The 12,339-nt window shown below is 72.5% G+C and carries 8 protein-coding genes and 1 riboswitch; of the genes, 7 read left to right on the forward strand and 1 reads right to left on the reverse strand.

Going from position 1 to position 12,339, the window contains the following annotated elements; translation table 11 throughout:
- Positions 1-149: 149 nt before the first annotated feature.
- A riboswitch (cobalamin riboswitch) is annotated at positions 150-274 on the forward strand.
- Positions 275-387: 113 nt separating this feature from the next.
- The 7 genes from ABZ893_RS27270 to cobI are packed head-to-tail and all read left to right on the forward strand — an operon-like array spanning position 388 to position 11,484.
- Positions 388-1,329 (forward strand): cobalamin biosynthesis protein, encoded by a 942-nt coding sequence (locus ABZ893_RS27270; protein ID WP_361408350.1) that lies wholly within the window; start codon positions 388-390, stop codon positions 1,327-1,329.
- Positions 1,326-2,837, forward strand: coding sequence for a cobyric acid synthase (locus ABZ893_RS27275; protein ID WP_361408353.1), 1,512 nt, complete (start codon positions 1,326-1,328; stop codon positions 2,835-2,837). Before ABZ893_RS27270 ends, ABZ893_RS27275 begins: the two co-directional genes overlap by 4 nt.
- Complete coding sequence (cobN, locus tag ABZ893_RS27280; RefSeq protein WP_361408356.1) at positions 2,834-6,514, forward strand: cobaltochelatase subunit CobN; 3,681 nt, start codon at positions 2,834-2,836, stop codon at positions 6,512-6,514. Before ABZ893_RS27275 ends, cobN begins: the two co-directional genes overlap by 4 nt.
- Positions 6,511-8,562 carry a putative cobaltochelatase gene (locus ABZ893_RS27285; protein WP_361408359.1) on the forward strand — a complete coding sequence of 684 codons (2,052 nt, stop codon included), beginning with the start codon at positions 6,511-6,513 and terminating at the stop codon, positions 8,560-8,562. Before cobN ends, ABZ893_RS27285 begins: the two co-directional genes overlap by 4 nt.
- Positions 8,562-9,161 carry a cob(I)yrinic acid a,c-diamide adenosyltransferase gene (gene cobO / locus ABZ893_RS27290; protein ID WP_361408362.1) on the forward strand — a complete coding sequence of 200 codons (600 nt, stop codon included), beginning with the start codon at positions 8,562-8,564 and terminating at the stop codon, positions 9,159-9,161. Before ABZ893_RS27285 ends, cobO begins: the two co-directional genes overlap by 1 nt.
- A complete protein-coding gene (locus ABZ893_RS27295; protein ID WP_361408365.1) occupies positions 9,158-10,726 on the forward strand; it encodes a cobyrinate a,c-diamide synthase in 1,569 nt (522 codons plus the stop codon). The genes cobO and ABZ893_RS27295 overlap by 4 nt, the downstream gene beginning before the upstream one ends.
- Complete coding sequence (gene cobI, locus ABZ893_RS27300) at positions 10,723-11,484, forward strand: precorrin-2 C(20)-methyltransferase (RefSeq protein ID WP_361408368.1); 762 nt, start codon at positions 10,723-10,725, stop codon at positions 11,482-11,484. The genes ABZ893_RS27295 and cobI overlap by 4 nt, the downstream gene beginning before the upstream one ends.
- 23 nt (positions 11,485-11,507) lie before the next feature.
- Here the strand turns inward: cobI and ABZ893_RS27305 are convergent, their stop codons facing one another.
- Positions 11,508-12,239, reverse strand: a complete 732-nt coding sequence (locus tag ABZ893_RS27305; protein ID WP_361408371.1) for a ZIP family metal transporter — start codon at positions 12,237-12,239, stop codon at positions 11,508-11,510.
- Positions 12,240-12,339: the final 100 nt, after the last annotated feature.

Raw genomic sequence — 12,339 nt, forward strand, 5'->3', positions numbered from 1 at the left:
TCCCGGCTTTCGGGGTGCGCCCGTTGGGGGGGGGCGGGCCCGCCCCCCCCCCCCCCACCCCGCCTTCGTGTTCACCCGCTCGTGTGGGCCTCAGCACACTCTCCCGTCGCAGGTCAGCGGCAGGTTGACGGGGTTCGCGGCGCGTGGTGGACTTCCCAGGCCATCTACGGCAGCAGGAGAGGAAGCCGGTGTGAATCCGGCGCGGTCCCGCCACTGTCACCGAGGTCCCTGAGACCCCGGAAGCCAGGAACTCTCGTTGCCGGTCTCTTCCAACCAGGGCGTGGACACCCTGAGTGAGGACATATCGCCATGCGGGGCTGTCAGTTGCGGGTGCTCCCGCCCAGGACCAGTACGAGAGTTCCCTCCGCCGTCGCGGCAGGCTGAACCGTGCGAGCCGCGCGAGTCTTCGCGTACGGCGCCACCGCCGGGCTGCTCGGTGACCTCCTGTTCGGCGATCCCCACCGCGGGCATCCGGTCGCCGCGTTCGGGCGGGCCGCGGGCGTTGTCGAGCGCGTGCTGTGGCGCGACCACCGCGGGTGGGGCGCGCTGCACACTGTCGTGTGCGCCGGGGGCGCCGCCGCCGCGGCCGGCCTCGCCGCGCGTGCCGTACGCCGCTCCCCCGCCGCCTCCGTCGCGCTGACGGCCGCCGCCACGTGGGCCGTTGTGGGCGGTACGTCGCTCGGGCGTGAGGCCCGCGCCATCGGGGGCGCGCTCGCCGCCGGGGACGTGGACGCGGCCCGTGCGCGGCTGCCGCACCTGTGCGGGCGTGACCCGCAGGCCCTCGACGCGGACGGGATCGCGCGCGCCGTCGTCGAGTCCGTCGCCGAGAACACTTCTGACGCCGTCGTGGGCGCCCTCGTGTGGGGTGCCGTGGCCGGCGTCCCCGGGCTCGTCGCCTTCCGTGCGGTGAACACGCTGGACGCGATGGTCGGGCACAAGTCGGCCCGCTACCGCCGCTACGGGTGGGCGTCCGCGCGCCTCGACGACGTGGCCGGGTGGCCCGGCGCGCGCCTCACCGGCGTACTCGCGGCCGTCGCGGGCGGCAGGCCCGGCGGTGCGCTCGCGGCGTGGCGGCGTGACGCGCGGCTGCACCCGAGCCCCAACGCCGGTGTCGTGGAGGCCTCGTTCGCGGGGGCGCTCGGCGTGCGGCTCGGCGGGACGTTGTCGTACGGCGGCCGCATCGAGCACCGGCCCGTGCTGAACGCGTCCGGCCGGGATGCGGAGATCGCCGATGTGGAGCGGGCCGCGCGCCTTTCGCGGCGGGTCGGTTGGCTGGCGCTCGGCGTGTGTGTCGCCGGGCGGGCCGTGTTGCGGAGGGGGAAGTCGTGAGTGGTGGCGGGCTGCTGGTGGCCGGGACCACGTCCGATGCCGGGAAGAGCGTGGTCACCGCGGGGATCTGCCGGTGGCTGGTGCGGCAGGGCGTGAAGGTCGCGCCGTTCAAGGGGCAGAACATGTCCCTGAACTCGTTCGTGACGCGCGAGGGCGCGGAGATCGGGCGGGCGCAGGCGATGCAGGCACAGGCCGCGCGGGTGGAGCCGAGCGCCCTGATGAACCCCGTACTCCTCAAGCCGGGGAGCGACCGGAGCAGTCAGGTCGTGCTCATGGGCAAGCCGGTGGGCGAGTTGAGCGCGCGCGGCTACCACGGGGGACGGCAGGCCGCGCTGCTCGACACCGTGGTGGGATGCCTGGAGGAACTCCGGGGCAGCTATGACGCCGTGATCTGTGAAGGGGCGGGCTCTCCCGCCGAGATCAATCTGCGCCGGACCGACATCGTCAACATGGGGATCGCGCGGGCCGCCCGGCTGCCGGTCCTGGTCGTGGGCGACATCGACCGGGGCGGCGTCTTCGCGTCGTTCTTCGGTACGACGGCCCTGCTGAGCGCCGAGGACCAGTCGCTGCTCGCCGGGTTCCTGGTCAACAAGTTCCGCGGGGACGTGTCCCTCCTCGAACCCGGGCTCGACATGCTCAAGGACCTCACGGGCCGGGCGACGTACGGGGTGCTGCCCTATCAGCACGGCCTCGGCATCGACGAGGAGGACGGGCTCCGGGTCTCGCTGCGCGGGGCCGTGCGGGAGTCCCAGACGACGGCGCCGGTCGGCGAGGACGTGCTGCGGGTCGCCGTGTGCGCTGTCCCGCTGATGTCGAACTTCACGGACGTGGACGCGCTGGCCGCCGAGCCGGGTGTCGTCGTGCGGTTCGTGGACCGGCCCGAGGAGCTCGTCGACGCGGACCTGGTCGTCGTGCCCGGAACACGCGGCACGGTCAAGGCACTTCAGTGGCTGCGCGAGCGCGGCCTCGCCGACGCCCTCGCGCGCCGGGCCGCGGAGGGCCGGCCGGTCCTCGGCATCTGCGGCGGTTTCCAGCTGCTCGGCGAGCGCATCGAGGACGACGTCGAGTCGCGCGCGGGGACCGTGGACGGCCTCGGACTGCTCCCCGTACGGGTGCGGTTCGCGCGCGAGAAGACCCTCGCCCGGCCCGTCGGCACGGCCCTCGGCGAGCCCGTCGAGGGGTACGAGATCCATCACGGCGTCGCCGACGTCACCGGCGGAGAGGCCTTCCTGGACGGCTGCCGGGTCGGCGCCGTCTGGGGCACGCACTGGCACGGCTCCCTTGAGTCGGACGCCTTCCGCCGTGCGTTCCTGCGGGAGGTGGCGGCCGACGCGGGCCGCCGCTTCGTGCCGGCGCCCGGCACGTCGTTCGGCGCGCTGCGCGAGGAGCAGCTCGACCGGCTCGGCGACCTGATCGAAGAACACGCGGATACGGACGCGCTCTGGCGGCTCATCGAGTCGGGCGCTCCGTCCGGACTGCCTTTCATTCCACCGGGAGCGCCCGCATGAGCACTGTGTTGTTGTTGTCGACCGCGGACACCGATCTGCTGGCGGCGCGGGCGTCCGGCGCCCCGTACCGGATCGGGAATCCGACGCGGGTCGACGTGGAGAGCGAACTGCCGGGGCTGCTCGACGGCGTGGACATCGCCGTCGTCCGGCTGCTCGGCGGGAAGCGGGCCTGGGAGGACGGGCTCGCGGCGCTGCGGGCGTCGGGTGTGCCGACGGTGCTGCTCGGCGGCGAGAGCGTGCCGGACGCGGAGCTGATGGCCGAGTCGACCGTGCACGCGGGCGCGGTGGCGGAGGCGCTGCGGTATCTCGTCGAGGGCGGGCCCGACAACCTCGTGGAGCTGGCCCGTTTCCTCGTGCAGGACGTGCTGCTTAACGGGCACGGCCGGGCGGGCGGCGCGCAGGAGCGGCACAGCGCCGAGCCGCGCAAGATGCCCGAGTTCGGGGTGCACGGCAGCCGTGCGCACGTCGAGGGGCGGCCGACGGTCGGCGTGCTCTTCTACCGGGCGCACGAGCTGTCGGGGAACACGGCGTTCGTGGACACGCTGTGCGACGCGATCGAGGCACGCGGGGTCAACGCCCTTCCGGTGTACTGCGGTTCGCTGCGCGGCGCCGACGCCGGGCTGTACGAACTCCTCGGCCGGGCGGACACCCTCGTGGCCACCGTGCTCGCGGCGGGCGGCGCGCACGCGTCGCAGGCGTCGGCCGGCGGTGACGAGGAGGCGTGGGACATCGGCGCGCTCGCCGACCTCGACATCCCCGTACTGCAGGGCCTCTGCCTGACGTCGTCGCGGGCGACCTGGGAGGCCTCCGACGCGGCGCTGTCGCCGATGGACGCGGCGATGCAGGTCGCGATCCCCGAGTTCGACGGGCGGATCGTCACGGTGCCGTTCTCCTTCAAGGAGGAGGGCCCGGACGGCGTCCCCGTGTACGTAGCCGATCCCGAGCGGGCGGCGCGCGTCGCCGGTATCGCGGTGCGGCACGCGCGCCTCGGCCACAAGCCCAACGGTGAGAAGAAGCTCGCCGTCGTCTTCACGGCGTACCCGACGAAGCACTCGCGCGTCGGGAACGCGGTGGGCCTGGACACTCCCGCGTCGGCCGTGCGCGTGCTCGACGCACTGCGCGCCGCCGGGTACGGCGTCGACGGTTACCCGGACAACGGGGACGAGCTGATCCACCGGCTCATCGAGGCGGGCGGGCACGACGTCGAGTGGCTGACGGAGGACCAGCTGGCGGCGGCCCCGGCGCGGGTGCCTCTGGCGGACTACCAGGCATGGTTCGACAAGCTGGCCCCCGAGCTGCGCGACGGGATGCTGGAGGCGTGGGGCGAGCCGCCGGGCTCCCTGTACGTCGACGGCGACGACATCGTGCTCGCGTCGCTCCAGTTCGGGAACGTCGTCGTGATGATCCAGCCGCCACGCGGCTTCGGCGAGAACCCGATCGCGATCTACCACGACCCGGACATGCCGCCGTCGCACCACTACATGGCCGCGTACCGCTGGCTGGACAACAGCTTCGGCGCGGACGCCATCATCCACATGGGCAAGCACGGCACCATGGAGTGGCTGCCGGGCAAGGGCCTCGGCCTGAGCGGGAGTTGCGCGCCCGACGCGGTGCTCGGTGAGCTGCCGCTGATCTATCCATTCATCGTGAACGACCCGGGCGAGGGCACGCAGGCCAAGCGGCGCGGGCACGCCACGGTCGTCGACCACCTGGTGCCGCCGATGGCACGCGCCGACACGTACGGCGACCTCGCGAAGCTGGAGCAGCTGCTCGACGAGTACGCGCTCGTGTCGGACCTGGACCCGACGAAGGCTCCGGCCGTGCGGGCCCAGATCTGGACGCTGGTGAAGGCCGCCGAGCTCCACCACGACCTGCACGTCGACGAGCAGCCGGACGACGGCGACTTCGACGAGTTCGTGATGCACATCGACGGCTATCTGTGCGAGATCAAGGACGTGCAGATCCGTGACGGTCTGCACATCCTGGGCGGCGGGCCGGTCGGTGAGCCGCGCGTGAACCTGGTGCTCGCGGTGCTGCGCGCCTCGCAGGTGTGGGGCGGCGCGGCGAACGCGCTGCCCGGTCTGCGGGCCTGCCTGGCCGAGCACTTCGGGCTCGTCGAGAAGGAGCTGCTCGGTGAGCCGGGCGCGCCGGTGAAGGTGCAGGACGCGCTGACGGACCTCGTGTCCGGTCCCGCGCGCAGCGCCGCCGACGCGATCGACCTCCTCGAGCAGCTGTGCCGGCGTCTCGCGGAGGGCATGGAGGAGCGTGGCTGGGACGCGGCCGCCGTCCCGGCCCTCGTAACGGAGGTCGTGCAGGCCGAACTCCCGGACGCAGTCGCGGTGTTGGAGTTCGCGTGCCGTGAGGTCGTGCCGCGGCTCGCGCGGACCACGGACGAGATCGGGCACATCCTGCGGGCGCTCGACGGGGGTTATGTCCCGGCGGGTCCGTCCGGGTCGCCGACGCGCGGTCTGGTCAACGTGCTGCCGACGGGCCGGAACTTCTACTCCGTCGACCCGAAGGCGATTCCGTCGCGGCTCTCGTGGGACGTCGGGCAGGCGCTCGCCGACTCGCTGGTGGCGCGCTATCTGGCCGACACAGGTGAGTACCCGCGGTCGGTGGGGCTGACGGTGTGGGGCACGTCGGCGATGCGGACGCAGGGCGACGACATCGCGGAGATCCTGGCACTGCTCGGCTGCCGCCCCGTGTGGGACGACGCGTCGCGCCGCGTGACGGGCTTCGAGATCGTGCCCGTGGCCGAACTCGGCCGCCCGCGCATCGATGTGACGGTCCGTATCTCCGGCTTCTTCCGTGACGCGTTCCCGCACGTCGTGGGCCTGATCGACGACGCCGTGCAGGCGGTGGCCGCGCTGGACGAGAGCCCCGAGCAGAACTACGTACGGGCCCACGTCGACGAGGACACCGGCGAGCACGGCGACCGGCGGCGGGCCACGGCCCGCATCTTCGGCTCGAAGCCGGGCGCGTACGGCGCCGGCCTGCTACCGCTCATCGACGCCCGCAACTGGCAGTCCGACGCGGACCTCGCCGAGGTGTACGCGGTGTGGGGCGGTTACGCGTACGGGCGCGGGCTCGACGGGCGGGCCGCGCGGGGCGACATGGAGACGGCGTTCCGGCGGATCAACGTGGCGGCGAAGAACGTCGACACCCGTGAGCACGACCTCGTCGACGCCGACGACTACTTCCAGTACCACGGCGGCATGGTCGCCATGGTGCGGCACCTGACCGGGTCCTCCCCCGAGGCGTACGTCGGTGACTCCGCCGTGCCCGACCAGGTCAAGACCCGCACGCTCGGCGAGGAGACGCACCGCGTGTTCCGCGCGCGGGTGGTCAACCCGCGCTGGATGGCCGCGATGCGCCGTCACGGCTACAAGGGCGCCTTCGAGATGGCGGCCACCGTCGACTACCTCTTCGGGTACGACGCGACGGCCGGCGTCGTCGACGACTGGATGTACGAGAAGTTGTCGGCCGAGTACGTCTTCGACGGCGAGAACCAGGACTTCATGAAGAAGTCCAACCCGTGGGCCCTGCGCGGCATCACGGAACGGCTGCTCGAAGCGGCCGAGCGCGGGCTGTGGGCCGAGCCGGACGAGCAGACCCTGGAGCGCCTGCGGGCCACATATCTGGAACTTGAGGGCGACTTGGAGGGCGACGACCAGTGAGTACCCCGTATCCGTTCACCGCGCTCGTCGGGCAGGACGACCTGCGGCTGGCGCTGCTGCTGAACGCCGTGTCCCCGGCCGTCGGCGGTGTGCTCGTGCGCGGCGAGAAGGGCACGGCCAAGTCGACGGCCGTACGCGCCCTGTCCTCGCTCATGCCCTCCGTGGACGTCGTTCCCGGGTGCCGGTTCTCGTGCGCTCCCGGCTCCCCCGACCCGGCGTGCCCGGACGGGCCGCACGAGGCGGGAGGTGGCGTCGCGCGCCCTGCCCGCATGGTCGAGCTGCCCGTCGGTGCGTCCGAGGACCGGCTCGTCGGCGCCCTCGACATCGAGCGGGCGCTCGCCGAGGGCGTGAAGGCGTTCGAGCCGGGCCTGCTCGCGGACGCGCACCGCGGGATCCTGTACGTCGACGAAGTGAACCTGCTGCACGACCACCTGGTGGACCTGCTGCTCGACGCGGCCGCGATGGGTGCCTCGTACGTGGAGCGCGAGGGCGTGTCCGTGCGGCACGCGGCGCGCTTCCTGCTCGTCGGCACGATGAACCCCGAAGAGGGCGAGCTGCGGCCGCAGTTGCTCGACCGGTTCGGCCTCACCGTCGAGGTGGCCGCGTCGCGCGAGCCCGACCAGCGCGTCGAGGTCGTCAAGCGGCGTCTCGCCTACGACGACGATCCCGAGGGGTTCGCGGGGAAGTGGGCGCAGGAGGAGTCCGCGGTCCGGGCGCGGATCGTAGCTGCCCGGGAACTGCTTCCGTCGGTGCGGCTCGGGGACGGTGCGCTGCGGCAGATCGCGGCCACGTGCGCCGCGTTCGAGGTCGACGGGATGCGCGCGGACATCGTGATGGCGCGTACGGCTACGGCGCTTGCCGCGTGGGCGGGGCGTGAGGATGTGCTCGCGGAGGATGTGCGGCAGGCCGCGCTGCTTGCGCTGCCGCATCGCCGGCGGCGCAACCCGTTCGACGCGCCGGGGCTCGACGAGGAGAAGCTCGACGAGACGCTGGAGGAGTTCGGGGGGCAGGACTCTGATCCTGACCCGGACGACGACGGTGGCGGTGACGATGACGGGGGCGGGCCCGGTGGTGGCGGGCAGCCGCCGCAGCAGGACGGGCCCGAGGGGGAGGCGTCCGAGGGGACGGCTGACGTTCCCGCGCAGGGCGAGCCCTCCGAGACCTCCGAGGGCTCCAAGGCTCCTGCGGGCGGTGGCGAGCAGGCCGCCACTCGGGCCTCCGAGCCGTTCCGGACAAAGATGCTGAGCGTGCCGGGTCTCGGTGAGGGCGCGGCCGGGCGGCGCTCGCGGGCGCGTACGGAGCACGGGCGTACGACGGGTGCGCGGCGTCCCCGGGGCGCGCTCACCAAGCTGCACCTGGCCGCGACCGTGCAGGCCGCGGCGCCGCACCAGCGGGCGCGCGGGCGGTCGGGCCCTGGGCTCGTCGTGCGCCGTGACGACCTGCGGCAGGCGACCCGGGAAGGCCGCGAGGGGAACCTCGTCCTGTTCGTGGTCGACGCCTCCGGGTCGATGGCGGCGCGGCAGCGGATGAGTGCCGTGAAGGGAGCCGTCCTGTCGCTGCTCCTTGATGCCTATCAGCGGCGGGACAAGGTGGGGTTGGTGACCTTCCGGGGCGCCTCCGCCGATGTCGCGCTGCCGCCGACGTCGTCGGTGGACGCCGCTGCCGTCCGTCTTGAGTCGCTGCCCACGGGCGGGCGTACGCCGTTGTCCGCCGGGCTGCTGAAGGCGCACGACGTGCTGCGCGTCGAGCGGCTGCGGGATCCGGCGCGGCGGGCGCTCGTCGTCGTGGTGACCGACGGGCGCGCGACGGGCGGGCCCGAGCCGGTCGCTCTCGCGGGGCGCGCGGCGCGGCTGCTCGCCGCCGAGGGCGTCGCGTCGGTGGTCGTCGACTGCGAGTCGGGGCCCGTGCGGCTCGGGCTCGCGGGGAAGCTGGCCGGTGAGCTGGGCGGGACCGCGGTCACGCTCGACGAGTTGCGGGCCGACTCCATCGCCGGGCTCGTGAAGGACGTACAGAGTCAGCAGCATTCGCAGAGCAGGAAGGTCGCGTAATGCCTCAGGGACAGCCGAGTGTCGTGCCGGACGACGGGCTCACTACGCGGCAGCGGCGCAACCGGCCGCTCGTCGTCGTCCACACCGGCATCGGCAAGGGCAAGTCGACGGCGGCCTTCGGGCTCGCCCTGCGCGCCTGGAACCAGGGGTGGCCGATCGGGGTGTTCCAGTTCGTCAAGTCGGCGAAGTGGAAGGTCGGCGAGGAGAACGCGCTGCGCGTGCTCGGCGCGAGCGGCGAGGGCGGGACCGTCGACTGGCACAAGATGGGCGAGGGCTGGTCCTGGGTCCAGCGTGACGCCCAGATGGACAACGAGGAGAAGGCCCGCGAGGGGTGGGAGCAGGTCAAGCGTGACCTTGCTGCCGAGACGTATCGGCTTTATGTGCTGGACGAGTTCGCCTATCCGATGCACTGGGGGTGGATCGATACGGATGAGGTCGTGGACGTCCTGCGGAATCGGCCCGGTACCCAGCATGTCGTGATCACCGGGCGTAATGCGCCGGAGAAGCTGGTCGATTTCGCTGATCTGGTGACCGACATGTCCAAGGTCAAGCACCCCATGGACGCCGGCCAGAAGGGCCAGAGGGGCATCGAGTGGTGAGTACGTCGGTGCCTCGGCTCGTCATCGCCGCACCCTCGTCGGGCAGCGGCAAGACGACCGTGGCCACGGGTCTGATGGCGGCGTTCGCCGGGCGTGGGCTCGCTGTGTCGCCGCACAAGGTCGGGCCCGACTACATCGATCCCGGGTACCACGCGCTCGCGACGGGGCGCCCGGGGCGCAACCTTGACGCGTTTCTGTGCGGGGAGGAGCTGGTCGCTCCGCTCTTCGCGCATGGGGCTCGGGGGTGTGACCTTGCCGTTGTCGAGGGTGTGATGGGGCTTTTCGACGGGGCGTCGGGGTATGGGGAGTTGGCTTCCACCGCGCATGTCGCGAAGCTTTTGCGGGCGCCTGTGGTGCTGGTCGTCGATGCGTCGTCGCAGGCTCGGTCTGTTGCTGCGCTCGTGCATGGGTTTTCGTCGTTCGATCCTGGAGTGCGGGTTGCCGGGGTGATCCTGAACAAGGTGGGGTCGGCGCGGCATGAGGAGGTTTTGCGGGGGGCGTTGGACGAGGCCGGGGTGCCTGTGTTCGGGGTGTTGCGGCGGGGCGGCGAAGTGGTCACTCCCTCGCGACACTTGGGGCTTGTGCCGGTCGCGGAGCGGGGGGCTGAGGCGGTTTCGGCTGTTGCCGCGATGGGTGAGCTTGTGCGGGCGGGGTGTGATCTGGACGCGCTGTATGCAGTCGCTCGGAGTGCGCCTTCGTTGGCGGGTGCGGCTTGGGATGCGGCTGAGGCTGTGGGCGGTCTCTTCCCCAAGCCCGCCCCTTCCCGAAACCGGGGCTCCGCCCCGGACCCCGGTCCTCAAACGCCGGACGGGCTGGATGGTGTAACGGACGAACTGGGTGCGACGCGGGACGGGCTGGAAGGGGCGCCGGACAGGCCGGGTGCAACGCCTGACGGGCTGGATTGGCCGGACACACCGGAAGTGCGGGACAAGCCGCGTGCGCAAGCGGAGCGCCCCGTCATCGCCCTCGCCGGAGGCCCCGCCTTCACCTTTTCCTACGCCGAGCACTCCGAACTGCTCTCCGCCGCCGGTGCTGACGTCGTCACGTTCGACCCCCTCCGCGATGAGCAACTCCCGGCTGGGACACGGGCGTTGGTCATCGGAGGGGGATTCCCCGAGATCTACGCCCCTCAGCTCTCCGCCAACGAGCCCCTCCGCAAAGCCGTGCGCGCGCTCGCCCTCTCCGGTGCCCCCGTCGTCGCCGAATGTGCCGGGCTGCTTTATCTGGCGCGGTCACTCGACGGAGAACCCATGTGTGGCGTGCTGGACGCCGACGCTCGGATGTCGGAGCGGCTGACGCTCGGGTATCGGGAAGCCGTCGCCGTGGCCGACAACGTGGTTGCCGCCAACGGGACGCGCGTGCGCGGGCACGAGTTTCATCGCACCGTTCTCGAACCCGGGGCCGGGGCCACGCCCGCGTGGGGCGTCACGCGCCCCGGGCGGCGCGTCGAAGGATTTGTGCAGGGCGGGGTGCACGCCTCGTACCTGCATGTGCACTGGGCCGCCGTGCCCTCGGCGGCGCGGCGCATCGTCGCGCGGGCAATCGAAGGAGTCACCTCGTCATGACCAGCACCACGTACCGGCTGACCGGCGTCGGCGTGGGTCCCGGTGACCCCGAGCTCGTGACCGTGAAGGGCGTGAACGCCCTGCGTGACGCGGCGGTCGTCGTCGTACCCGTCATGGCTGCACCCGATGGAACAGATGTCGGCGAGCCGGGCCGCGCCGAAGCGACCGTGCTGCACTACGTGCCCGCCGACAAGGTCGTACGCGTCGTGTTCGCGCTCAACGAGCGGACCGACCGGGCCCGGCGCGAGGCCGCCTGGGACGCGGCCGGTGAGCGGGTCGCCGCGTTGCTGCGGGAGCACGGGACCGTCGCGTTCGCCACGATCGGTGATCCGAACGTGTACTCCACGTTCACGTATCTCGCGCAGACCGTGGGAGAGCTGGTTGCGGGGACCGTCGTCCGGACCGTTCCCGGGATCACCGCCATGCAGGATCTCGCCGCCCGGTCCGGCGCCGTGCTCACCGAGGGGACCGAGCCGCTGACGCTCGTGCCCGTGACCGCCGGTTCCGCAGTGCTGAAGGAAGCGCTCGCCGGGCCCGGCACCGTCGTGGCGTACAAGTTCGGGCGGCTCGCGGGCGAGGTCGCGGCGGCGCTGGCGGAGACCGGGCGGACCGGGGACGCCGTGTGGGGGTCCGCGCTCGGGCTGCCCGAGGAGTCGATCCGGCCCGCGTCGGAACTGGGCGCCGACGACGCGCTGCCGTACCTGTCGACGCTGATCGCGCCCGCGCGGCGCGACGGCGGACGGGGCGGGAAACTGTGAGCCGACGGGCGGCGGGCCCGGCGCTAGCCGCCCGCCGCGCCGATCACCACCCACATGATGACGGCGCCCGCGACGGTGCACAGGAGCGTGGAGCGCGCCGGGTGGTGGTGGCTGGCCTCCGGCAGGATCTCCGCCGCCGCGATGTACAGCAGGACGCCGCCGAAGAACCCCAGGTAGCAGGCGAGCGCTTCCGCCGGAAGGGTGAACAGCAGCGTCGACGCGGCGCCCACCACCGGGGCGAACGCGTCCGCGCCGACCATCGCGAGGGCCTTGCGCCGGTCGTTCCCGTAGGCGCGCGTGATCGTGTACGTGTTGAAGCCGTCGGCGAAGTCGTGCGTGATCACGGCGAGCGCGACGGTCAGGCCCATCGTGCTGCTGACCTGGAACGAGGCGCCGATCGCGACGCCGTCCGCGATGCTGTGGCCGACCATGGCGCAGGCCGCGCCGAGGCCGACCTGCGGCACCTGCTCCGCGCCTTCCTGCGCCCCGTGCGGGGCCTGGCGCATGGCGAGCAGGCGCTCGACGACGTGGGCGACGAGGAAGCCCGCGACGAACAGGAGGAGCGCTGCGGGTACTCCGTAGATCTCGTTCCCGGCGCCGCTCAGGGCTTCCGGCAGGAGGTCGAAGCCGACCACACCGAGCATCAGGCCGCCGGCGAAGCCGAGCACCAAGTGGCGCCGGTCGGTGACGTGGTGGGCGGTCCAGCCGCCGACGAGTGTCATCACGAACGAGCCGAAAGCGACGAGGACTGCCATGGTCCTTTGCTAGCCGATCGGTACCGCCCGCGCACTCCCGGGAGCGGCTGAGCGCCAGGCCGTTACCCGTCCGATACCGACACCGCTCCCAATTACCCGT

Origin of the sequence: Streptomyces sp. NPDC046821, assembly GCF_040645335.1 — a bacterium.
Lineage (GTDB): Bacteria > Actinomycetota > Actinomycetes > Streptomycetales > Streptomycetaceae > Streptomyces.